This is a genomic window from Mesorhizobium sp. B2-8-3, assembly GCF_006440815.1.
Taxonomy (GTDB): Bacteria; Pseudomonadota; Alphaproteobacteria; order Rhizobiales; family Rhizobiaceae; genus Mesorhizobium.
In genome coordinates this window covers 296,615-318,663 of record NZ_VFTW01000004.1, presented here as the reverse complement: position 1 = coordinate 318,663, position 22,049 = coordinate 296,615, and the positions used below count along the sequence as shown (strand labels likewise).

General features: G+C 65.1%; 21 protein-coding genes and 1 pseudogene. 21 read left to right on the top strand and 1 reads right to left on the bottom strand.

The genetic code is table 11. The annotated features are described in order from the left end of the window. The first annotated feature begins 115 nt into the window (after nucleotides 1-115). From infC to FJ418_RS09285, 8 genes are all read left to right on the top strand, one after another. Nucleotides 116-652 (top strand): translation initiation factor IF-3, encoded by a 537-nt coding sequence (gene infC, locus FJ418_RS09320; protein ID WP_095767981.1) that lies wholly within the window; start codon nucleotides 116-118, stop codon nucleotides 650-652. A 230-nt stretch (nucleotides 653-882) separates the two neighbouring features. Then, nucleotides 883-1,530, top strand: a complete 648-nt coding sequence (locus FJ418_RS09315; protein ID WP_140641798.1) for an isoprenylcysteine carboxylmethyltransferase family protein — start codon at nucleotides 883-885, stop codon at nucleotides 1,528-1,530. A 336-nt stretch (nucleotides 1,531-1,866) separates the two neighbouring features. Beyond that, nucleotides 1,867-2,070, top strand: a complete 204-nt coding sequence (rpmI, locus tag FJ418_RS09310; protein WP_027166935.1) for a 50S ribosomal protein L35 — start codon at nucleotides 1,867-1,869, stop codon at nucleotides 2,068-2,070. 91 nt (nucleotides 2,071-2,161) lie between these two features. Further along, nucleotides 2,162-2,563: a 50S ribosomal protein L20 gene (rplT, locus tag FJ418_RS09305; RefSeq protein ID WP_042637600.1), complete on the top strand. Its 402-nt coding sequence runs from the start codon at nucleotides 2,162-2,164 to the stop codon at nucleotides 2,561-2,563. Between the two features lie 142 nt (nucleotides 2,564-2,705). Continuing rightward, on the top strand, nucleotides 2,706-3,803 hold the full coding sequence (pheS, locus tag FJ418_RS09300; protein ID WP_140864996.1) for a phenylalanine--tRNA ligase subunit alpha: 1,098 nt from the start codon (nucleotides 2,706-2,708) through the stop codon (nucleotides 3,801-3,803). Further along, nucleotides 3,800-4,252, top strand: a complete 453-nt coding sequence (locus FJ418_RS09295) for a GFA family protein (protein ID WP_140864994.1) — start codon at nucleotides 3,800-3,802, stop codon at nucleotides 4,250-4,252. Before pheS ends, FJ418_RS09295 begins: the two co-directional genes overlap by 4 nt. Then, nucleotides 4,249-6,657, top strand: coding sequence for a phenylalanine--tRNA ligase subunit beta (gene pheT / locus FJ418_RS09290; protein ID WP_140864992.1), 2,409 nt, complete (start codon nucleotides 4,249-4,251; stop codon nucleotides 6,655-6,657). Before FJ418_RS09295 ends, pheT begins: the two co-directional genes overlap by 4 nt. Nucleotides 6,658-6,703: 46 nt before the next feature. After that, the gene (locus FJ418_RS09285) at nucleotides 6,704-7,306 is read left to right on the top strand and encodes a nucleotidyltransferase family protein (protein ID WP_140864990.1); all 603 of its coding nucleotides are present in this window, start codon (nucleotides 6,704-6,706) and stop codon (nucleotides 7,304-7,306) included. A gap of 280 nt (nucleotides 7,307-7,586) precedes the next feature. Here the strand turns inward: FJ418_RS09285 and FJ418_RS09275 are convergent, their stop codons facing one another. Continuing rightward, a complete protein-coding gene (locus tag FJ418_RS09275) occupies nucleotides 7,587-8,582 on the bottom strand; it encodes an aldo/keto reductase (RefSeq protein WP_140864988.1) in 996 nt (331 codons plus the stop codon). Nucleotides 8,583-8,678: 96 nt separating this feature from the next. On the opposite strand from FJ418_RS09275, the gene FJ418_RS09270 reads away from it, so the two are divergent. From FJ418_RS09270 to FJ418_RS09210, 13 genes and pseudogenes are all read left to right on the top strand, one after another. Continuing rightward, a complete protein-coding gene (locus tag FJ418_RS09270; protein ID WP_140708536.1) occupies nucleotides 8,679-9,569 on the top strand; it encodes a LysR family transcriptional regulator in 891 nt (296 codons plus the stop codon). Between the two features lie 169 nt (nucleotides 9,570-9,738). Beyond that, nucleotides 9,739-10,029 (top strand): annotated as a pseudogene (locus FJ418_RS09265) (YceI family protein); the annotation flags it as partial. 269 nt (nucleotides 10,030-10,298) lie between these two features. Next, a complete protein-coding gene (locus FJ418_RS09260; RefSeq protein ID WP_140641812.1) occupies nucleotides 10,299-11,285 on the top strand; it encodes a Gfo/Idh/MocA family oxidoreductase in 987 nt (328 codons plus the stop codon). A gap of 72 nt (nucleotides 11,286-11,357) precedes the next feature. Continuing rightward, entirely contained in the window at nucleotides 11,358-13,013 is a 1,656-nt protein-coding gene (locus tag FJ418_RS09255; protein ID WP_140864986.1) for an FAD-binding dehydrogenase, read from the top strand. A gap of 101 nt (nucleotides 13,014-13,114) precedes the next feature. After that, the gene (locus tag FJ418_RS09250) at nucleotides 13,115-14,080 is read left to right on the top strand and encodes a 2-dehydropantoate 2-reductase N-terminal domain-containing protein (RefSeq protein ID WP_140864984.1); all 966 of its coding nucleotides are present in this window, start codon (nucleotides 13,115-13,117) and stop codon (nucleotides 14,078-14,080) included. A 96-nt stretch (nucleotides 14,081-14,176) separates the two neighbouring features. Further along, on the top strand, nucleotides 14,177-14,497 hold the full coding sequence (locus FJ418_RS09245; protein ID WP_246680844.1) for a hypothetical protein: 321 nt from the start codon (nucleotides 14,177-14,179) through the stop codon (nucleotides 14,495-14,497). Nucleotides 14,498-14,577: 80 nt separating this feature from the next. Then, nucleotides 14,578-15,006, top strand: coding sequence for a sigma factor (locus tag FJ418_RS09240; RefSeq protein ID WP_246682984.1), 429 nt, complete (start codon nucleotides 14,578-14,580; stop codon nucleotides 15,004-15,006). A gap of 124 nt (nucleotides 15,007-15,130) precedes the next feature. Further along, nucleotides 15,131-15,436: a helix-turn-helix transcriptional regulator gene (locus tag FJ418_RS09235; protein ID WP_140858820.1), complete on the top strand. Its 306-nt coding sequence runs from the start codon at nucleotides 15,131-15,133 to the stop codon at nucleotides 15,434-15,436. Further along, a complete protein-coding gene (gene hyfB / locus FJ418_RS09230; protein WP_181166891.1) occupies nucleotides 15,436-17,448 on the top strand; it encodes a hydrogenase 4 subunit B in 2,013 nt (670 codons plus the stop codon). The genes FJ418_RS09235 and hyfB overlap by 1 nt, the downstream gene beginning before the upstream one ends. Further along, nucleotides 17,439-18,395: an NADH-quinone oxidoreductase subunit H gene (locus FJ418_RS09225; protein ID WP_140864980.1), complete on the top strand. Its 957-nt coding sequence runs from the start codon at nucleotides 17,439-17,441 to the stop codon at nucleotides 18,393-18,395. Before hyfB ends, FJ418_RS09225 begins: the two co-directional genes overlap by 10 nt. Beyond that, nucleotides 18,395-19,057: a hydrogenase-4 component E gene (locus tag FJ418_RS09220; protein ID WP_112098328.1), complete on the top strand. Its 663-nt coding sequence runs from the start codon at nucleotides 18,395-18,397 to the stop codon at nucleotides 19,055-19,057. The genes FJ418_RS09225 and FJ418_RS09220 overlap by 1 nt, the downstream gene beginning before the upstream one ends. Then, complete coding sequence (locus FJ418_RS09215; protein ID WP_140864978.1) at nucleotides 19,054-20,505, top strand: hydrogenase 4 subunit F; 1,452 nt, start codon at nucleotides 19,054-19,056, stop codon at nucleotides 20,503-20,505. Before FJ418_RS09220 ends, FJ418_RS09215 begins: the two co-directional genes overlap by 4 nt. Then, entirely contained in the window at nucleotides 20,505-22,049 is a 1,545-nt protein-coding gene (locus FJ418_RS09210) for an NADH-quinone oxidoreductase subunit C (protein WP_140864976.1), read from the top strand. The genes FJ418_RS09215 and FJ418_RS09210 overlap by 1 nt, the downstream gene beginning before the upstream one ends.

The following is a 22,049-nucleotide window of genomic DNA, read 5'->3' as shown; positions in this document are numbered from 1 at the left end:
GTGATTTTCCGGCGGGGCTATGCTATTGACTCACGCCCCGCGCTCACCACATAGGCGCGTCCACCTATTTTTTGTCTAAAGAACCCAGAACGAAACGGCCGAGGAGACCACGACCATTCGCAGACCTTTCAAAGCAGCGGCACCCACCAAGGACGGGCCGCGCTCCAACCGAGACATCCGGGTGCCCCGGGTCCAGCTTATCGATGCCGACGGCCAGAACCGAGGCGATGTTTCCATCAACGACGCATTGCTGCTGGCCGAAGAGGCCGGGCTCGATCTGGTCGAGATATCGCCCAACGCGGTACCGCCGGTCGTCAAGATCCTCGATCTCGGCAAGCTGAAATACGCCAACCAGAAGAAGGCGGCCGAAGCGCGCAAGAACCAGAAGGTCATCGAGATCAAGGAGATCAAGATGCGCCCGAACATCGACAGCCATGACTACGAGACCAAGATGAAGGCCGTGCGGCGCTTCTTCGAGGAAGGCGACAAGGTCAAGCTGACGCTGCGCTTCCGCGGCCGCGAGATGGCGCATATGGAACTTGGCATGCAGCTTCTGAACAAGGTGCGCGAGGAAGTTGCGACGATCGCCAAGGTCGAGGCGGAGCCGAAGCTCGAAGGCCGCCAGATGATGATGGTGCTGGCGCCGCGCTGACCGGGAAAGGCGCGACCGTCAAAGCGTCGCGTCTATCACGGTTTCGAGAGTTGCCGGGCTGTTCGTATCCCGCTCTAAAATCCGCCCGAATTGCCGGGCACGGCGTCCCGGCGATCGGCGGGGCGCCTGTTTTCCATCCGATCGCCGGCTACCTCGACGATCGCTTCGCGATCGCGAACAAATCGACGATCGGGTTTCTCGATCGCGAGCAAAATGCGATCGGATGGGTCATGGTCGATGAAGTGAAGGTCCCGGCCGACAACCAGAATGAAGGGTTGGGCGGCTATCAGCACATGCGCCGGATCGTGCTGGCGGTGCTGATCGTGGTGCTGTTCTGCGCATTGCTGTTCGGCCAATCGAGCTTTCCGCCCGAGACCTCGATGCACGAGTCGATCGAGATGTTCGGCGTGCTTCTGATCTTCCTCGGCATCGTCGGGCGCTTGTGGTCGACGCTCTATATCGGCGGGCGCAAATCGGCCGAAGTGGTCACCGGCGGGCCTTATTCGATCACCCGCAACCCGCTCTATCTGTTTTCGACGGTCGCTGCCGCCGGCGTCGGCGCGCAGATCGGCTCGTTCAGCGGCATCGTCCTGTTTTCGCTGCTCTGCGCCGGCGCCTTCCACATCGTCATCCTGCGCGAGGAGCGGTATCTCAAGGAAGTGCTCGGCGCGCCCTACCAGGCCTATCTCGCCAGGGTGCCGCGCTTCTTCCCGAACCTTTCGCTCTACCAGGAAGGCGATACCGGCAGCTTCAAGCCCCGCCTGCTCTTGAACACGCTGCTCGACGGGCTGGTGTTCCTTGTCGCGCTGCCGGCCTTCGAACTGATCGACGGCATGCAGCAGTCGGGGATGCTGCCGGTGTGGTTCACGCTGCCTTAGGAACGGTGATCTTCAGGTGAGGCCGGCCTGCAAATGACGGCTTCCTGCGCTTCCGGTGCTCACGTACGAAAAGTACGCTCCGCTCCGGTTCTCGGAACCCACCATTTTCGACTCGGCCTGACCTGAATCTCAACCGTTCCCGCCGGCGCACGGCGAGGACAGCGCGTCGCATGGCTTGAGGTGTTGCGCCCGCGCCGTCTTTGATCTATAGGACCGCCGTTCCAAGAAAACCGCCCGGCAGGGCATGCCGTGGCGGTTTCATTTGCTTTTCGGGCTTTGGTCGGCCCGAAGCGAAAAAAGAAGCGCGATGGTGCGCCACCAATATGGAGTAGCAAAATGCCCAAGATGAAGACCAAATCGGCCGCCAAGAAGCGGTTCAAGATTACTGCCACCGGCAAGGTGCTGTCGGCTGCCGCCGGCAAGCGCCACGGCATGATCAAGCGTTCCAACAAGTTCATTCGCGATGCCCGCGGCACGATGGTTCTGGCTGAACCGGACGGCAAGAAGGTCATCAAGAATTTTCTGCCGAACGGCCTCTGAGCATTCGGCCTGGACGCATTTGTTTGACGCAATTCCGAACGGAAAACCGCTAGACACTTTTCCTGGAATTGCTTTTTAAGGAGATCATGACATGGCACGCGTAAAGAGAGGCGTCACCGCCCACGCCAAGCACAAGAAGGTCCTGAAAGCCGCCAAGGGTTTCTACGGCCGCCGCAAGAACACCATCCGCATCGCCAAGCAGGCGGTGGAAAAGTCGCTGCAGTACGCCTACCGCGACCGCAAGAACCGCAAGCGCTCGTTCCGCGCGCTGTGGATCCAGCGCATCAACGCCGCGACGCACGAGCACGGCCTGACCTATGGCCGCTTCATCGACGGCCTCAACAAGGCCGGCATCGAGATCGACCGCAAGGTTCTTTCGGACATGGCCATCCACGAGCCGCAGGCTTTCGCCGCGCTGGTCGCGAAGGCCAAGGTTGCGCTCGAATATCTGAAGAACACCACGCCGAATGCTTTTGAGAGCGCTGTCGCCTAAGCCAGCGCTTCCCAAGCATTTTTAGTACTGATTTGGGGAACCCGCGCTGGCACGGCTGGCGCGGGTTCTTTTTTGCGCCTGACCTGTCACGTTTAAAGTGATTTTCACCTTTAGCGTGATTTCCAACGAAGCGAGTTTGACCGTGAACGACGCAACTACCGGCTTGGATACACTTGAAAATTCCCTTCTAGCCGAAATCGCGGCCGCGGCCGACGAGCCGGCGATTGAGGCGGTGCGCGTCTCGGCGCTGGGCAAGAAGGGCTCGGTTTCCGAAATGCTGAAGACGCTCGGCGCGATGAGCGCCGAGGAGCGCCAGGTGAAGGGCCCGGCGATCAACGGCCTGAAGAACCGCGTCACCGAGGCGCTCGCCGCGCGCAAGGCGGAGCTCAAGGATGTGGCGATCGCCGCCCGGCTCGCTGCCGAGAAGGTCGATGTCACGCTGCCGGTTCGCCAGTCGCCAGCCGAGCGCGGCCGCATCCATCCGATCAGCCAGGTGATCGACGAGATCGCGGCGATCTTCGGCGACCTCGGCTTCGCGATTGCCGAAGGTCCGGATATCGAGACCGATTATTACAATTTCACCGCGCTGAATTTCCCCGAGGGGCATCCGGCGCGCGAAATGCACGACACCTTCTTCTTCCAGCCGGACGAGAAGGGCGAGCGCAAGCTGTTGCGCACGCACACCTCGCCCGTGCAGATCCGCACCATGGAGCGGCAGAAGCCGCCGATCCGCATCGTCATCCCCGGCAAGACCTACCGGCAGGATTCCGACGCCACCCACTCGCCGATGTTCCACCAGGTCGAGGGGCTGGTGGTCGACAAGTCGGCCAACGTCGCCAACATGAAGTGGGTGCTGGAGGAGTTCTGCAAGGCCTTCTTCGAGGTGCCGTCGGTCAAGATGCGCTTCCGCCCGTCCTTCTTCCCGTTCACCGAGCCCAGCCTCGAGGTCGACATCCAGTGCGACCGTTCGCGTCCGGGCGAAGTGCGCTTCGGCGAAGGCTCCGACTGGATGGAGATCCTGGGCTGCGGCATGGTTCACCCCAACGTGCTGCGCGCCGGCGGGCTCGATCCCGACGAGTATCAAGGCTTCGCCTGGGGCATGGGCATCGACCGCATCGCGATGCTGAAATACGGCATGCCGGACCTGCGCGCCTTCTTCGACGCCGACGTGCGCTGGCTGGCGCATTACGGCTTCAGGCCGCTCGACCTGCCGACGCTGTTCGGGGGATTGTCGACATGACCGCACCCCATACCGGGGGTTGCCGCTGCGGCGCCGTGCGGTTCGAGGCTTCGGCCGAACCGCACCACATCAGCTATTGCCATTGCGGCGATTGCCGGCGCGCCACTGGCGCGCCGGTGTCGGCTTTTGTCGGCTTCATGGCCGACCAGGTAGCGCTCAACGGCAAATCGCTGAAAAGCTACCGCAACGGTCCGGTGGAGCGCACCTTCTGCGGCATTTGCGGCTCCCCGATCGCCTATATCGACCAGCGGCTCGACAACCAGATCTATTTCATGCTCGGCGCCATGGACATGCCGGCTTATTTCAAGCCGACGCTGCATGCCTATGTGCGTGAGCAGCTGCCCTTCCTGCACATGCCGGACGATCTGCCCAGACATCTGAAGACCAGCGTGCCCCGCCCCAACCAACAAGGGTCGGACGGGCAAGGACCAAACGGAACAGAACCATGAAATTCACCCTCTCCTGGCTCAAGGACCATCTCGAGACCGACGCCTCTCTGGCCGAAATCGTCGAGCGGCTGACCGCGATCGGCCTCGAAGTCGAGCATGTCGACGACAAGGCCGGCCTGAAGCCCTTCGTCATCGCCAAGGTGCTGACTGCGGTGCAGCATCCCGACGCCGACCGGTTGCGTGTGCTGACCGTCGACACCGGCGACGGCAAGCCGCCGGTGCAGGTCGTGTGCGGCGCGCCCAACGCCCGCGCAGGCCTGATCGGCGCCTTCGCGGCGCCCGGCACCTATGTTCCCGGCATCGACGTGACGCTCTCGGTCGGCAAGATCCGCGGCGTCGAAAGCCACGGCATGATGTGCTCGGAGCGCGAGCTGGAAATCTCCGACGAGCATAACGGCATCATCGATCTGCCGCAGGATGCGCCGGTCGGCACCAGCTTTGCCGCCTACGCGCATCTCGACGATCCGGTGATCGAGATCAACCTGACGCCGAACCGGCCGGACGCGACCAGCGTCTACGGCATCGCGCGCGACCTCGCGGCGAGCGGGCTTGGCCGGCTCACCGGCGGCGGAATCATGCCGCATGCCGGCGATGGCCTGTGCCCGGTCAAGGTCACGATCGCGGCACCGGAGCTCTGCCCCGGCTTCGCGCTGACGCTGGTGAAGGGCGTCAAGAACGGCCCGTCGCCGAAATGGCTGCAGCAGCGGCTGATCGCCATCGGGCTTCGCCCGATCAGCGCTCTGGTCGACATCACCAACTACGTCACCTTCGACCGTGGCCGGCCGCTGCACGTCTTCGACGCAAAGAAGGTCGCCGGCAACCTCGTGGTGCGCCGCGCCAAGGATGGCGAGAAGGTGCTGGCGCTCGACGGGCGCGAATACACGCTGACGCCGGAAATGTGCGTGATCGCCGACGACAATGGCGTGGAATCGATCGCCGGCATCATGGGCGGCGAGCATTCGGGCTGCAACGAGAACACCACCGACGTGCTGATCGAATCGGCGCTCTGGGATCCGATCACCACGGCCCGCACCGGCCGCGCGCTCGGCATCATCAGCGATGCGCGCTACCGCTTCGAGCGCGGCGTCGACCCGGAATTCATGGTGCCGGGCGTCGAGCTGGCGATCAAGCTGGTGCTCGATTTCTGCGGCGGCACGCCTTCTGAAATCGAGGTGGCCGGCTATGCCGGCCACAAGCCGAAGATCGTCTCGTTCCCGCTGTCGGAAGTGAAACGGCTGACCGGCATCGAGGTGCCGAGAGAGGAAGCTCTCGGCATCCTTACCCGGCTCGGCTTCGAGCCGAAAGGACTGAGCGACGTCGTCAAAGTGGAGGTGCCGTCCTGGCGGCCGGATGTCGACGGCAAGGCCGACCTGGTCGAAGAGGTGATGCGCATCCATGGCGTCGACAACATCTTGGCCCAGCCGCTGACCTCGCATGACGCGGTCAACGGCAGGATCCTGACCACGCTGCAGGTGCGCACCCGTTCGGCCAAGCGCGCGCTGGCCGTGCGCGGCATGATGGAGGCCGTCACCTGGTCGTTCATTCCGGCAAAACATGCCGAGCTGTTCGGCGGCGGCCAGACGGGGCTCAAGCTCGCCAACCCGATCGCCGCCGACATGTCCGACATGCGGCCCTCGCTGCTGCCGGGGCTGATCGCGGCCGCGCAGCGCAATGCCGATCGCGGCATCGGCGACGTGGCGCTGTTCGAGGTCTCCGGCACCTATGAAGGCGATGCGCCCGAACAGCAGCGGCGCGTCGCCGCCGGCGTGCGGCGCGGCACCGCCAAGCTCGACGGTTCGGGGCGCAGCTGGGCCGGCAATGCCGGGCCGGTCGGGGTGTTCGATGCCAAGGCGGACGCGATCGCCGCGCTCGAGGCCTGCGGCGCGCCGGTCGACCGGCTGCAGATCGAGCCGGGCGGTCCCGCCTGGTATCATCCCGGGCGCTCGGGTACGATCAAGCTCGGCCCCAAGACCGTGCTCGGCACCTTCGGCGAGTTCCATCCGAAAACGCTGGACGGGCTGGACGTGTCCGGTCCGCTCTGCGGCTTCGAGGTTTTCGTCGACGCCGTGCCGGAGCCGAAGGCCAAGCCGACGCGCACCAAGCCGAAGCTGGAACTCTCGCCCTTCCAGGCTGTGAAGCGCGATTTCGCCTTCGTCGTCGACCGGACGGTCGAGGCCGGCACGCTGGTGCGTGCGGCTTTAGCCGCCGACAAGAAGCTGGTCACCGGCGTTTCGGTGTTCGACGTGTTCGAAGGCGCCTCGCTGGGGGCGGCCAAGAAGTCGATCGCCATCGAAGTGTCGATCCAGCCGGTCGAAAAGACGCTGACCGACGAGGATTTCGAGGCGCTGGCAAAGCGCATCGTCGAGAACGTCAACAAGCAGACGGGCGGCGTGCTGCGGACCTAAAGAATTCAGAATTGCGGAGCGATGGCGAATCGCCCTCCAAAGGGCGATGGACCATCTCCGCTATTCCGGCCTTTCCTTCGAAGAACAGCGCGCGGCCTTCCTCGCCATCGTCGCGGCCGATCCAGTGCTCAGCGACACGCTGCCGCGGGTTCGTGAGCTTGCGCTGCCGGATTGGCTGGTGGTTTCCGGCGCGCTCTACAACAGCGTCTGGAACCATCTGACCGGCAAGCCGCCTGGATACGGCATCAAGGATGTCGACCTGTTCTATTTCGACGACGCCGATTTGTCCTACGAGGCAGAGGATGCGGTGATCCGCCGGGCGGCGAAGCATTTCGCGGGACTGTCGCTGCCGGTCGAGGTGCGCAACCAGGCGCGGGTGCATCTGTGGTATCCGCAAAAATTCGGGCAGGAGTGCCCGCGCTATGCGAGCGCGAGCGAGTCGGTGAGCTATTTTGCCTCGAAGACGCATGCGGTCGGGGTGCGGTTCGGACGGGACGAAGCGCTGGAGCTGGTGGCGCCGTTCGGGTTGGACGACATTTTTTCGTTTCGGATTACGCCGAACAGGGTGCTGGACAATCAGCGGACGCATGAAGCCAAGGGGAAAAGGGCGCGGGAGTACTGGCCGGAGATCAGTGTGGTGCCGTGGTAGGGGCAGTCCCCCGACGCGCTCAATTGGACAAAGAGCCCTCTGTCGGCGGGACAGCGCCCCCCTCTGGCCTGCCGGCCATCTCCCCCACGAGGGGGGAGATCAGAAGCTTCGGCGCTGTGCCTCTTCCTTCAACCTCGGTAATTGACGAAAGCGGCGGTGACAGCCAATCTCCCCCCAAGTGGGGGAGATGTCCGGCAGGACAGAGGGGGGCGCCTCGCGCCAGCGCCCCAAATAGAAGGGGCGCCGAAGCGCCCCTCCATTATCTCAACACGCCTCGCACTCACCCATTCACCAGCGCCAGCAGTTCCTCCGTGTAGCGCTTGCCGACCACCTTGTCGGGCGACAGCGCATCGCCGATCGCCGCTACTTCCGCCGCGCTCAGCTCGATGCCGGCCGCCGCCGTGTTTTGCTCCAGATGGCGTATCTTCCTTGCGCCGGGGATCGGCACGATGAAATCGCCCTGGTGCAGCACCCAGGCGAGCGCCAGCTGCGCCGGTGTGACGCCCTTTTCAGCCGCCAGCTTTTCCAGCACGGCGATGACCGCGTTGTTGGCTGCCATCGCCTCGGCCTGGAAGCGCGGCAGGGTGCGGCGCCAGTCAGCGGCGCCGAGCGCGTCCGGTTTGTCGAGCGTGCCGGTGAGCAGGCCGCGGCCGAGCGGGCTGTAGGGGACAAAACCGATACCGAGCTCGCGGCAGACGGCAAATATCTCGTCCTCGGGATCGCGGCTCCACAGCGAATATTCGCTTTGCACCGCAGCGATCGGATGCACGGCATGCGCCCGGCGCAGCGTCGCGCCGCTCACCTCCGACAGGCCAAGCGCACGAACCTTGCCCTCGCGCACCAGCTCGGCCATGGCGCCGACCGTGTCCTCGATCGGCACGTGGGGGTCGACGCGGTGCTGATAGTAGAGGTCGAGCACGTCGGTATTGAGCCGCTTGAGTGAGGCTTCGGCCACTGCCTTGAGGTGCTCGGGGCGACTGTCGACGCCGATCATGCGGTCCATGCCCGAGCCGTGCTCGGAAATCTTGAAGCCGAATTTGGTGGCAATCGTCACATGATCGCGCACCGGCTTCAGCGCCTTGCCGAGCAGGATCTCGTTCTCGAACGGACCATAGACCTCGGCGGTGTCGAAGAAGGTCACGCCGATCTCGACGGCGCGGCGCAGCGTGGCGATGGCTTCCGTCTCCGGCTGGCCGCCATAGCCGAAGCTCATGCCCATGCAGCCGAGGCCGACGGGGAAGACTTCGAGTTCAGTTCCTAGCTTGCGGGTTTTCATCACGCATCTCCTTGTTGCGGTGGGAGGGAGATAACGTCTTGCGATCCGTTCGATAATCGGTTCTCTTTCGCACGGCTTGCTCTATAAAATAGAACAATGAACCGGACCAACCTCTCCCAACTCGCCGTGCTCGCCACCGTCGCCCAATGCGCCAGCTTCCGCCGCGCGGCGCGCGAGCTCGGCATCGCGCCGTCGGCGGTCAGTCATGCCGTGTCGAGCCTGGAAGCACGGCTCGGCGTGCGGTTGCTGGCCCGCAGCACGCGCAGCGTCGCGCCGACCGAGGAAGGCGCGCAATTGCTCGAACGGCTAAGGCCGGCGCTGTCGGAGATCGATCTGGCGCTGGAAACGGCGGTCGAGGCGCGCGACCGGCCGGCTGGCAATCTGCGGCTGACCGTACCGCGCACCGCCGCGCATCTGGTGCTGACGCCACGGCTTGCCGACTTCGCCGCCGCCTATCCCGACATCGTGCTGGAGATCGTCATCGAGGATCGCTTCACCGACGTGGTCGAAGGCGGTTTCGATGCCGGCGTGCGGCTCGGCGAAAGCCTGCAGCGCGACATGATCGCGGTCCGTATCGGGCCGAATATCCGCGGCGCGGTGGTCGCAGCGCCGTCCTATTTCGCGGTGATGCCGAAGCCGCGCCATCCGAGCGAGCTGGCCGACCACCGCTGCATCCGCTTCCGCTTCTCCAGCGGTATCCTCTACCGCTGGGAATTCGAGAAGGACGGCGAGGAAATCGAGATCGCGGTCGAGGGGCCGCTGATCCTCGACGAGGATCACCTGATCGCCCAGGCGGCGGTCGACGGCGCCGGGCTTGCCTTCGTCTTCGAGCCCTATGTGCGAGCGCCGCTCGCCGACGGCCGGCTGATCCGCGTGCTGGAGGATTGGTGCCCGACCTTCGAGGGCTTTTTCGTCTACTATCCGAGCCGCAGGCAGATGCGGCCGGCGCTGAGGGCGTTCGTGGATTTCTTCAAGGTGAGCGGGTAGGAGTGCGGCAAGATCACGCTTCAAGGTTGATAAGCAAATTTTCAACCGTCGGCACCGCCCCTCATCTGCCTGCCGGCATCTTCTCCCCGTTGAACGGGGAGAAGGGGCTGGTCGCCAGGCCGGCGCCTTTCCTGCGACTTCTGAGATTAGCGAAACCACCGGCGGAAGCTTGCGCTCCGACGCGGTGTTCGACGCGGCCAACAATCCGGAGATCCGGTTCCGCTCGACCAGCGTCACCCGCACCGGCGACACGACGGCGCTTGTCACCGGCCGGCTGACGGCGCGCGGCAAGACGTTTCCGGAAAAATTCACGGCCGAGCTCGGCGGATTGAAGAGCGGGGCGAGCAAGTTCCACGTCACCGGCAAGGTGCTCAGGTCGCGCTACGGGATGGATGTCGGCACGCCGCTCTATTCCAACATCGTCGACTTCGACATGACGCTGATGGGGAGAAGGGGGTAGTTCCAAGCCCCGCGTCCTCGAGTTCGTCATCCTAGGGCGAAGCAAGGAGCGAAGCGACGGGCGCAGACCCTAGGATCCATTCCGTGACGCTAAAGCGTTGCAACGGTTACAGAATTCTGCGCCGCTGCACTTTACGTCAAGGGTTACGGAATGGATCCTCGGGTCAAGCCCGAGGATGACGAAGGCGTTTTGTGGCCCGCGTCTGCGATTGGCTTTTCCGTCGATTTCGGGCAAACCTCGTTACCTGTAAACCGACATGGAGAAGCGTGATGTTCCGATGGGGTGTTCTGTCGACGGCAAAGATCGGCCGCGAGCAGCTTTTGCCGGCAATCGTGGATTCGGAGAACGGCGTCCTGTCGGCGATCGCCAGCCGCGACCTGTCGAAGGCCAAGGCATTGGGCGAGCGTTTCGGCGCCCGCCATGCCTTCGGCTCGTACGAGGAACTGCTCGCCTCCAAGGACGTCGACGGCGTCTATATCCCGCTGCCGACATCGCAGCATGTCGAATGGACGGCGAAGGCGATCGAAGCGGGCAAGCATGTGCTGGTCGAGAAGCCTCTGGCGCTCGACGCCAAGGACATCCCGCCGCTGATCAAGCTGCGCGACGAAAAGAAAGTGCTGGTCTGCGAGGCCTTCATGGTCGTCTACCATCCGCAATGGATCAAGGTGCGCGACCTCATCGCCGGCGGCGCCATCGGCCGGCTGCGGCATGTGCAGGGCGCGTTTTCCTATTACAATGTCGATCCCAAGAACATGCGCAACCAGCTCGATCTCGGCGGCGGCGCGCTGCCCGATATCGGCGTTTATCCAACGGTGTCGACGCGCTTTTCGACCGGCAAGGAGCCGATCCGCGTGCAGGCGACGATCGAGCGCGACAAAACCTTTGGCACCGACATCTATTCCTCGATCCGCGCCGATTTCGGCGACTTCGAGCTGTCCTTCTATCTGTCGACGCAGATGGCGGCCCGCCAGGTTATGGTGTTCCACGGCGAGAAGGGCTTCATCGAGGTTTTTGGCCCGTTCAATGCCGGGCTCTACGAGCATCACCGCATCGAGCTGCACAACCAGAACCACACCGAAGCGCAAGTGTTCCGCTTCCCGGGCACGCAGCAGTACCGGCTGGAATGCGAGGCCTTCGTGCGTGCCGCGCAGGGTGGCAAGGACCGCGTCTTCACGCTGGAGGAATCCGTGCTCAACCAGAAAGTCATCGACGCCATCTTCCGCGCCGGAGAAAAGGACGGCTGGGAGAACGTCTAGCTCTTTTGTTTGACGCAATTCCGGACGGAAAACCGCCTTTCCTGGAATTGCTTTGCCGGCCACGGAGGAAAAATGGCTGACGCGGACGTGATCATTGTCGGCGCGGGGCTGGCGGGCCTCGTCGCCGCGGCCGAGCTGGCTGACGCCGGCAAGAAGATCGTCATCGTCGACCAGGAGCCGGAGCAGTCGCTGGGCGGCCAGGCCTTCTGGTCGTTCGGCGGCTTGTTCCTGGTCGATTCGCCCGAGCAGCGGCGCATGCGCATCCGCGATTCGCACGACCTCGCGCTCGAGGACTGGATGGGCACGGCCGCCTTCGACCGTCCGGAGGATTTCTGGCCGCGCAAATGGGCCGAGGCCTATGTCGGCTTCGCCGCCGGCGAGAAGCGCTCATGGCTGATCGAGCGCGGCCTGAAATTCTTCCCCGTGGTCGGCTGGGCCGAGCGCGGCGGCGGCAATGCGACCGGCCACGGCAATTCGGTGCCGCGCTTCCACATCACCTGGGGTACCGGGCCCGGCGTGCTCGAACCTTTCGTGCTGCGCGTGCGCGAGGTGCAAAAGCGCGGGCTGGTGGAGTTCAGGTTCCGCCACCGGGTCAACGAGATCGTCCGCACCGGCGACACCGTCACCGGCGTCCGCGGCGACGTGCTGAAGCAGAGCAGCGTCGAGCGCGGCCACAAAAGCTCGCGCGCCGTGACCGGAGACTTCGAGCTCCATGCACAAGCGGTGATCGTGGCTTCCGGCGGCATCGGCGGCAACCACGAGCTGGTGCGCAGGAACTGGCCTGAGCGCCTCGGCGCGCCGCCAAAGCGCATGATCACCGGCGTGCCCGACCATGTCGACGGGCGCATGCTGGCGATCACCGAGGCTGCCGGCGGCTCGATCATCAACCGCGACCGCATGTGGCACTATGTCGAGGGCATCAAGAACTGGGCGCCGATCTGGACGGATCACGCGATCCGCATCCTGCCCGGCCCCTCGTCGATCTGGCTCGACCCACGCGGCAAAAGGCTGCCGGTGCCGCTCTACCCGGGCTTCGATACGCTCGGCACGCTCAGCCACATCATGGGCACCGGCTTCGACTATTCCTGGTTCATCCTGACCAAAAAAATCATCCAGAAGGAGTTCGCGCTGTCGGGCTCCGAGCAGAACCCCGACCTCACGGGGAAAAGCTGGCGGCAGGTGCTGGGGCGCGCAACAAGCGGCATTCCCGGGCCGGTGAAAGCCTTCATGGAAAAGGGCGAGGACTTCATCGTCGAGGCTGACCTTGCAAAGCTGGTGGCGCGCATGAACGCGCTGGCCGGCGGCGCGCCGCTGCTGGAGGTCGCCCAGGTCGAGCGCGAGATCCGCGCCCGCGACATGCAACTCGACAATCCATTCTCCAAGGACGCGCAGATAACCGCGCTGCGCGGCGCCCGCGCCTATCTCGGCGACAAGCTGATCCGCACCGCCAGGCCGCACAGGATGCTCGATCCGGCGAACGGCCCGCTGATCGCGGTGCGCCTCAACATCCTGACCCGCAAGACGCTGGGCGGCTTGCAGACCGATCTCGACAGCCGCGTTCTCGACGCCGCCGGCGAGCCGGTGCCGGGTCTCTATGCGGTGGGCGAAGTGGCCGGCTTCGGTGGCGGCGGCGTGCACGGCTACGCGGCGCTGGAAGGCACCTTCCTCGGCGGCTGCATTTTTTCGGGGCGCAGCGCGGGGCGGGCGGCGGCAGCCACGATTGCGTGAACGCAGCGCCTGGGTGATCGCCGGTTCAGCGACAACGCTGTAGGCTTTTTCGCTCAATCGTTGTCGACCGAAGTCCCAACTCCAATCACAGCGGGAACAGCATGCGCATCATCGTCTATGGCATCGGCGCGGTCGGCGGCGCCATCGCGGCCCAGCTGAGTTTTTCAGGCCACACGGTCCTCGGCATCGCCCGCGGCAGGCAGCTCGATGCCATCCGCGCTGCGGGGCTGTCGCTTTCCACCCCGCAAGGCACCAGGATCGCGCGCTTTCCCGTCCATGCCGACCCGACGGAGATTTCCTTCAGGCCGGACGATGTCGTGCTCCTGACGATGAAGACCCCCGACACACTCGGCGCACTGCAGCGGCTCAACGCCGCCGGCGTAACGGCGCAACCCGTATTCTGTTTCCAGAACGGCGTTGCCAACGAGCCGCTGGCGTTGCGTTTCTTCGCCAATGTCTATGGCGCGACGGTGATGCTGCCGGCCGATTACGACACGCCTGGCCAGGTAGCGGCCTATTTCGCGCCCAGGATCGGCGCCTTCGATATCGGCCGCTATCCTTCCGGAATCGACGACACAGTCGAGAAACTGTGCGGGGTTCTGAGCGCGTCCGGTTTCATCGTCGACCCCAGGGACAATGTGATGAGCAGCAAATATCGCAAGCTGCTGGCCAACCTTCGAAACATCATCGACGCCGCGCTCGGGGATACCGAGCTGCAGCGGAAATGGTATGCGAAGGCACGAGCCGAAGCCGAGGCGGTGCTCACCGCCGCCGGAATCGACTGGGACAAGACCGACGCCATGGCGCGCGAGGAATTGAGCATAACCGCCATCCCCGGCCGAACGCGTGTCGGCTCCTCGACGCTGCAAAGCATCGTGCGCGGGACCGGTTCGCTCGAAACGGACTTCCTCAATGGCGAGATCGTCCTTCTGGGGCGGCTCAACGGCATGGCGACGCCGGTCAACTCGGCCTTATGCAAACTGTCGATCGAGCTGGCCAGCGGCCGGATGCGACCGCAATCGGCCGGCGACGACACGATCGTCTCCATGATCGGCGGAAGCGGCTGATCGCAGGAGACGAATCGAAAGATAGCAACCCGCCCGGGAATCCTTTCGAGCCCATGGAACGTCTTCCTCACGCAGATCCGCAAACAGGAGGCGACCATGACCTACAATCTCATCCGCTACGGCGTGAAGGACGCCAGCACCGCCGAGAACCGGGCGCTGGTGGCAAAGGTGTTCGAGGCGCTGGATGAAACGCAGCCGCAATCGGTGCGCTATCTGGTGCTCGAACTGGAGAATGGCGAATTCGTCCACCTCGTCGGTTACGACAAGGACAGTTCGGCGCTGACCGAACTGGACGCGTTCAAGGCGTTCGGCGCCGATCATGCCGGGCGGCGTTCGACGCCGCTTGCCAGGTCGCCGGCGAAGATCGTCGGCAACTATCGTATGCTGGCCAAAGCCGATGAAGCCGTGCCCGCCTGACCCGGGCACGGCTTGTGATCGGCGAGGCGAGAAAGAGGACGATGAGCTCAGCAGGGTTCGGCCGCGCGGAACTTGAAGCCATGCTCGTCGGCCTGCGGCCGAAACTGCACCGCTATGCGGCGCGCATGGCCGGCTCGGCGATCGAGGGTGAGGACATCGTGCAGGAGGCGGTGGTGAAGGCGCTTGCCGCCCATGATGGCGGCGCGCGCGTCGAGCGTCCCGAGCAATGGCTGTTCCGCATCGCCCATAATGCGGCGCAGGATCATCTGCGCCGCCGCCAGCGGGAGCGTTCGCGAATGAGCGAGGCCGACATGACCGCAATAGCGGACCTCTCCGCCAGCGCCGAGACGCGGCTCGCGACTGCCATGAGCCTGGGCCGCTTCATGCGGCTGACGCCGCTTATTGCGTCGCGGAGGCCGATATTCTCCTCGCCTCTGGCGAGCGGGCATGACGGCTCCGGACCACGTTTGCTACTTCGCAATCGATCTTCCGCTGGCAAATGCCCATAGCCGACCTGCGGCTGCGGTGGCATCAACATATATGTTTCATACATCAATCCTTGACGATAGAACATTTTAATGTAGGGTGCAGCACCGACACCTCATATCTCAGAACTGAACGAGAGAATCGTCGGTGATAACCGCACCGCAATTGCGCGCCGCAAGATCGTTGCTCGGCATCGATCAACGCCGGCTTGCCGAATTGTCCGGCCTGTCGGTGCCGACGATCCAGCGCATGGAAGCCAGCGGCTCGATCATCCGGGGCAATGTCGATTCGCTCATGAAGCTGATCGCCGCGCTCGAGGCGGCCGGCATCGAACTGATCGGCGAAGGCACGGTCAGCCAGGGCGGCGGTCGCGGCGTGCGGCTGAAGAGCGGGTTCGATCCGGCCAGGGCATCCGATGCCGGCGATGTCGAGCCTGGCGGGAGCCTGCCGTGATCTTGGCTGTGGCTCTTGTGCTGTGCGGTCCTGCCGCGCTTCTGGGAACAGCCATCCTTGCCGCGGCCGTCAGCCGGCACACCTTTGCGACGCGTCTGGTCTACGGCGCCGCGTTTGCCATTTCAGCCGCCCTGATCGTGATCGTTGCCAGCCATCTCGCCGGCAATTCCGGCGACGCGTCCGCCACCTTGCCGCTCGGCCTGCCCTGGACCGGCGCCCGGTTCCGCCTCGACGGCCTGTCGGCGTTCTTCCTCATCGTCGTCAATCTGGGCGGCGCCGTCACCAGCCTTTATGCCCTTGGCTACGGCCGGCACGAATCCGCGCCGCATCGCGTGCTGCCGTTCTATCCGGCGTTCCTCGCCGGCATGAACCTCGTGGTGCTGGCCAACGACGCCTTCAGCTTCCTCTTGTCCTGGGAGTTCATGTCGCTCGCCTCCTGGGCGCTGGTCATGGCGCATCACCGCGACGAGGCCAACCGACGCGCCGGCACCATATACCTGGTGATGGCGAGCTTCGGCACGATGGCGCTGCTGCTTGCCTTCGGCCTGCTGGCGGGACCGGCGGGAACCTATGCGTTCGACGCGATGCGGACGGCGCATCCGGGCCCGCTCGCGGCAGGCGCGGTGCTCGTTCTCATGCTGCTCGGCGCCGGCTCCAAGGCCGGCCTGGTGCCGCTGCATGCCTGGCTGCCGCTTGCCCATCCGGCGGCACCCAGCCACGTCTCGGCGCTGATGAGCGGCGTCATGACCAAGGTCGCCATCTACGGCTTCCTCCGCGTGGTGTTCGACCTGCTTGGCGCGCCGGCATGGTGGTCGGGCGTCGCCGTGCTCCTCATCGGCGGCGTGACGGCAGTGCTCGGCATCCTTCACGCGCTGATGGAAAAGGACCTGAAGCGGCTGCTCGCCTATTCGACCATCGAGAATATCGGCGTCATCTTTGCCAGTCTCGGCCTTGCGCTCGCCTTCAAGGCGAACGCCATGTCCTCGGCCGCAGCGCTGGCCCTCACCGCGGCGCTCTTCCATGTGCTCAACCATTCCTTCTTCAAGAGCCTGCTGTTCTTCGGCGCCGGCGCGGTGCTGATGTCGACCGGCGAACGCGACATGGAAAAGCTCGGCGGCCTCATCCACCGCCTGCCGGTCACCAGCTTCGTCTTTCTCGTCGGCTGCGTCTCGATCTCGGCGCTGCCGCCCTTCAACGGCTTCGCCTCCGAATGGCTGGTCTTCCAGGCCATATTGCGCAGCCCCGAGCTGCCGCAATGGGGGCTGAAGGTCATCGTGCCCGCGGTCGGCGGCATGCTGGCGCTGGCGGCGGCGCTGGCCGCGGCCTGCTTCGTCAAGGCATTCGGCATCACCTTCCTTGGCCGGGCGCGATCGGCGGCGGTGGAACGCGCGCATGAGGTCGACCGCTGGTCGCTGGCGGTGATGGTCGTACTTGCCGCCTTCTGCCTGCTCGCCGGCATCCTGCCCGGCTTGGTCATCGACGGCCTGTCGCCGGTGACGCTTTCGCTCATCGGCGACCGCATGCCGGTGCAGATGGCCGAGCCCTGGCTGTCGATCGTGCCGATCGCGGAGAGCCGCAGCTCCTATAACGGCCTGCTGGTCTTCGCCTTCATCGCCATTTCGGCGTCGCTCGCGGCCTTCTTCATCCACCGCTTCGCCTCGCATGCGCTGCGCAGGGGCATTGCATGGGGGTGCGGCTTCGCCGACCCGGTGCCGGCCGCGCAATACACCGCCGTCAGCTTCGCGCAGCCCATCCGCCGCGTCTTCGGCAGCTTCGCGTTCCGCGCCCGCGAGACGGTGGACATGCCGGCGCCGGGTTCCCTCGAACCGGCGCGCCTCAAGGTGGATATGCATGATTTGGCCTGGGAGATCTTCTACCAGCCGATCGCCGGCGCGATCGATTTCGCCACCGAGCGCCTGAACCACCTGCAGTTCCTGACCATCCGCCGCTACCTGACGCTGGTCTTCCTCTACCTCGTCATCCTGCTCCTGGTGCTTGCGCTATGGCCGTGATCCTGGAGCTTGCCGTGCAGGGCGCGCAGATGTTTTCGGTGCTGTTGCTGGCGCCGCTTCTGATCGGTTTCGTGCGCAAGGTGAAGGCGAGGCTGGTGCGGCGGCAGGGACCCTCGGTGATCCAGCCCTATCGCGATCTCGTCAGGCTGATGCGCAAGGAGGTCGTGCTGGCGGACAACGCGTCCTGGCTGTTTCGCGTAACGCCCTACCTGATCTTCGCCGCCACATGGGTCGCGGCGGCGCTCGTTCCGACCTTCGCCTCCGGCCTCCAGTTCAGCTGGGCGGCCGATCTCATCGCCATCGTGGCGCTGCTCGGCAGCGCGCGCTTCTTCCTGGCGTTGGCGGGGATGGAGGTCGGCACCAGCTTCGGCGGCATCGGCGCCAGCCGCGAGGTGATGATCGCGTCGCTGGCCGAACCCGCGATGCTGCTCATCGTCTTCAGCCTGGCACTGATGGCCGGCGCCACGCAGCTTTCGACTGTCGCCGCCTTCATGGGTTCGCCGCAGGTCGGGCTGCGGGTGTCGCTCGGCATGTCGCTGATCGCGCTGGTGATGGTGGCCATCGCCGAGAACGCGCGCATCCCGGTCGACAATCCCGCCACGCATCTGGAGCTCACCATGGTGCATGAGGCGATGATCCTGGAATATTCCGGCCGCCATCTGGCGATGATCGAGCTCGCCAGCTTCCTCAAGCTGCTGCTCTACATGTCGCTGATCTCCTGCGTCTTCCTGCCCTGGGGGCTGGCGAGCGCCGGGACGGGGCCGCAATCGCTGGCCATCGGCGCCGCCGCCTATCTCGCCAAGCTCGCGGCGCTTGCCATCCTGCTCGCCGTGTTCGAGACGGCGGTCGCCAAGATGCGCGTCTTCCGAGTGCCGGACTTCCTCGGTGCAGCGCTGATGCTGGCATTGCTCGGCACGCTCCTGCTGTTCGTCTCACGGAGCCTGTGATGAACGGTCTCACCTTCGACATCGCCCATCTGCTCGCCGGCAGCCTGGTGCTGATCTCCTTCATGATGCTCTACCAGGACCGGCTGTTCGCGCTGATCAACGTCTTTGCGCTGCATGCGGTGGTGCTGGCGCTCTCGGTGGCCTGGCAGGCCTATATCCAGGACGCGCACCATCTCTACATCACCGCCGGCATCGCTTTGGTCTTCAAGGCGATAGTCATTCCCGTCGGGCTGCATCGCATCATCCAGCGGCTCGGCATCCACCGCGACATCGAGACCGCCGTCGGCATCGGCCCGACCATGCTCGCCGGCATCGGGCTGGTGACGCTTTCCATGGTGCTGATGCTGCGGGTGACGCCCGAGGCCGACCCGCTCGCGCGCGAGGACCTCGCCTTCGCGCTGTCGATCATCCTGCTGGGGCTGCTGGTGATGGTGACAAGGCGCAACGCCGTCAGCCAGGTCGTCGGCTTCATGTCGCTGGAGAACGGCCTGGTGCTGGCCGCCACCGGCGCCAAGGGCATGCCGCTGGTGGTCGAGATCAGCGTCGCCTTCTCGATACTGATCGCCTTCATCGTCATCGGCGTCTTCCTGTTCCGCATACGGGAACGGTTCGATTCGGTCGATGTTGGCGCGCTCGACGACTATCGGGGAGAACGCCGGTGAGCGGGTTCTCCTTCGACGCCGTGGCCGCGATCCTTTTCATTCCGGCCGCTGCCGCGGCCATTCTGGCGGCATTGCCGAACTACCGCATGACGGCGATCGTGAACGTGATAGCGAGCCTGCTCACCTTGCTCGCGGCGCTGTCGCTGTTCGTCACCGAGCGGCCGGCGCCGGGGCAATATCTCATCGTCGACGATCTCAACATCGTCTTCATCGTGCTCAACACATTCGTCGGCTTCACCACCAGCGTGTTCAGCGCCTCCTATATCGCGCATGAGCTGGAGACCGGCCGGCTGACCGCGCCGAACCTCAGATTCTACCACGCGATGTACCAGATCATGATGTTCGGCATGAACCTCGCGTTCGTGTCGAACAATATCGGCCTGATGTGGGTCGCGGTGGAGTTCGCCACGCTGACCACCGTGCTGATGGTCGGCATCTATCGCACGCATGAGGCCCTGGAGGCGGCCTGGAAATACTTCATCCTCGGCAGCGTCGGCATCGCGCTGGCGCTGTTCGGCACCATCCTCGTCTATATGGCCGCGCAGCCGGTCGTCGGCGAAGGCACCAACGCCATGGTCTGGTCGGTGCTGATCGAGAAGGCGGCGCATTTCGACCCCGCGCTGCTCAGCGTCGCCTTCATCTTCCTGCTGCTCGGCTACGGCACCAAGGTCGGTCTCGCGCCGCTGCATGCCTGGTTGCCCGATGCGCATGCCGAGGGCCCGACGCCAATCTCGGCGGTGCTGTCGGGCCTGCTGCTCAACGTCGCGCTCTATGCCGTTTTGCGCTTCAAGCTTTTGCTCGCGGCAAGCCCGGCGGCGATCGGCCCCGGACCGCTGATGGTCACGATGGGGCTGACCTCGCTGATCTTCGCGGCCTTCATGCTCTACCGCCGCCGCGACATCAAACGCCTGTTCGCCTATTCCTCGATCGAGCACATGGGCATCATCGTCTTCGCCTTCGGCATGGGCGGCCCGCTCGCCAACTTCGCCGGCCTGCTGCACATGGTCATGCACAGCCTGACCAAATCGGCGATCTTCTTCGCCGTCGGCCATATCGCGCAGGTCAAGGGGACGCAGAATATCTCCGAGATCAGGGGCCTGACCGAAAGCCATCCCGGCCTCGGCTGGGCGCTCGTCATCGGCGTCGTTGCGATCGCCGGCCTGCCGCCGCTCGGCATCTTCATGAGCGAGTTCCTGGTCGTCAGCTCGACTTTCGCCAGGCATCCGTGGCTGGCGATCCCGCTGGTGTTCGGGCTGCTGATCGCCTTCGGCGCGCTGCTGTTGCGGCTGACGGGGCTTGCCTTCGGCGAGCCGCGCGGCGGCATGGCGCCGGTCGAGGCGTCCTACGTGCCGATGTACTCGCACCTCGCCTTGGTGTTTGCCGCCGGCATCTATCTGCCGGCGCCCCTGGTGGCGTGGTTCCAGCACGTCGCCGGGATTCTGGGGTGATGCGCGCGGTGAGGAAAAAAACGCCCGTGCTCGCCGATGTCATCGAAGCCGGTCGTCGGATCGAGCATCACGTTCCCTGGCCGCGCGCCGTGGTGACCGCGAAGGCCTGGAACCTCGCGGTCGAGGAGCTCGCCAATGGTCGCTGGAGCCTGCTCGGCCTGTGGGGGGAGCCGGACAAGGTGCATATGGCGCTTCTCGACGAAGCGCAGACCATCGGCGTCGTCAGCCTGGATTGCCGCGGCGGCCGCTACCCGTCGGTCGGCCAGCACCATGCGCCGGCCTTGCGGCTGGAACGCGCCGCCGCGGACCTGTTCGGGTTGGCGCCGCAGGGCCTGGCCGACACCCGCCGATGGCTCGACCATGGCCAATGGGGCGTCTCGCATCCGCTGGCCGTGCGGCCCGGCGGACTGGCGACCGCCGCCTCCTACCGGTTCCTCGCGGCCGAGGGTGAAAGCCTCCACCAGATCGCGGTCGGGCCGGTGCATGCCGGCATCATCGAGCCGGGGCATTTCCGCTTCACGGCCGGCGGCGAAACGGTAGTGCGGCTGGAAGAGCGGCTGGGCTATGTGCACAAGGGCATCGAAGGCCTGATGGCAGGCGCGCCGATCGACCGGGCCGCAAAACTCGCGGGCAGGACGTCGGGCGACAGCACGGTCGCTTATTCGCTGGCCTTTGCCCGCGCCGTCGAAGCCGCGCTCGGGCTCGAGGTTCCCGCGCGTGCAATCTGGCTGCGGGCGCTGATGGCCGAACTGGAGCGCCTTGCCAATCATCTCGGCGACATCGGCGCCATCTGCAACGACGCCGCCTTCGCGATCATGCACGCGCATTGCGGCGTGCTGCGCGAGCGCGTGCTGCGCGCCGCCGACGCCGCCTTCGGCCATCGCCTGATGCGCGACCGTATCGTGCCCGGCGGCACGGCGAGCGATCTGGACGAGGCGGGGACGAGCGCCATCCGGTCGCTGGTCGCGGAGATCAGGCAGCGCTTCCCGCATCTGGTCGAACTTTACGACAACACGGCATCGCTGCAGGACCGCACGGTGGCGACCGGCCGGCTCACGGTCGAGCTTGCCCGGCAATATGCCGCCGGCGGTTATGTCGGGCGGGCGTCGGGCCGCGATTTCGACGCGCGGCGCGATCTTGCCTACGCGCCTTATGACGAACTCGCCTTCGATGTGCCGGTGCTGCGGGAGGGCGACGTCAACGCGCGCGTCTGGATCCGCGTGCGCGAGGTCGAGCAGAGCCTGTCGCTGGTCGAGCAGATTCTCGGGCGGCTGCCCGCCGGCCCGATCCGCGCCGATATCGCCGCAGCGGGCGATATTGCGGATGGACCGCGTGAGGGCATGGCGCTGGTCGAGGGTTTCCGCGGCGACATACTGGCCTGGCTGCGCATCGGCGAGAACGGCACGATCGAGCGCTGCCACCTGCGCGACCCTTCATGGTTCCAATGGCCGCTGCTGGAAGCGGCGATCGAAGACAACATCGTCGCCGACTTCCCGCTCTGCAACAAATCGTTCAACTGCTCCTATTCGGGCCACGACCTCTAA

What these genes read in the sequence shown, in the direction of transcription:
- FJ418_RS09285 (WP_140864990.1), top strand. Translation starts at nt 6,704, where the DNA reads ATGGACCATCTCCGCTATTCCGGCCTTTCCTTCGAAGAACAGCGCGCG.
- FJ418_RS09225 (WP_140864980.1), top strand. Translation starts at nt 17,439, where the DNA reads ATGGCCGTGATCCTGGAGCTTGCCGTGCAGGGCGCGCAGATGTTTTCG.
- FJ418_RS09315 (WP_140641798.1), top strand. Translation starts at nt 883, where the DNA reads ATGGTCGATGAAGTGAAGGTCCCGGCCGACAACCAGAATGAAGGGTTG.
- FJ418_RS09295 (WP_140864994.1), top strand. Translation starts at nt 3,800, where the DNA reads ATGACCGCACCCCATACCGGGGGTTGCCGCTGCGGCGCCGTGCGGTTC.
- FJ418_RS09245 (WP_246680844.1), top strand. Translation starts at nt 14,177, where the DNA reads ATGACCTACAATCTCATCCGCTACGGCGTGAAGGACGCCAGCACCGCC.
- FJ418_RS09275 (WP_140864988.1), bottom strand. Translation starts at nt 8,582, where the DNA reads ATGAAAACCCGCAAGCTAGGAACTGAACTCGAAGTCTTCCCCGTCGGC.
- FJ418_RS09210 (WP_140864976.1), top strand. Translation starts at nt 20,505, where the DNA reads ATGCGCGCGGTGAGGAAAAAAACGCCCGTGCTCGCCGATGTCATCGAA.
- rpmI (WP_027166935.1), top strand. Translation starts at nt 1,867, where the DNA reads ATGCCCAAGATGAAGACCAAATCGGCCGCCAAGAAGCGGTTCAAGATT.
- rplT (WP_042637600.1), top strand. Translation starts at nt 2,162, where the DNA reads ATGGCACGCGTAAAGAGAGGCGTCACCGCCCACGCCAAGCACAAGAAG.
- FJ418_RS09220 (WP_112098328.1), top strand. Translation starts at nt 18,395, where the DNA reads ATGAACGGTCTCACCTTCGACATCGCCCATCTGCTCGCCGGCAGCCTG.
- FJ418_RS09250 (WP_140864984.1), top strand. Translation starts at nt 13,115, where the DNA reads ATGCGCATCATCGTCTATGGCATCGGCGCGGTCGGCGGCGCCATCGCG.
- FJ418_RS09255 (WP_140864986.1), top strand. Translation starts at nt 11,358, where the DNA reads ATGGCTGACGCGGACGTGATCATTGTCGGCGCGGGGCTGGCGGGCCTC.
- pheT (WP_140864992.1), top strand. Translation starts at nt 4,249, where the DNA reads ATGAAATTCACCCTCTCCTGGCTCAAGGACCATCTCGAGACCGACGCC.
- FJ418_RS09240 (WP_246682984.1), top strand. Translation starts at nt 14,578, where the DNA reads ATGCTCGTCGGCCTGCGGCCGAAACTGCACCGCTATGCGGCGCGCATG.
- FJ418_RS09270 (WP_140708536.1), top strand. Translation starts at nt 8,679, where the DNA reads ATGAACCGGACCAACCTCTCCCAACTCGCCGTGCTCGCCACCGTCGCC.
- FJ418_RS09260 (WP_140641812.1), top strand. Translation starts at nt 10,299, where the DNA reads ATGTTCCGATGGGGTGTTCTGTCGACGGCAAAGATCGGCCGCGAGCAG.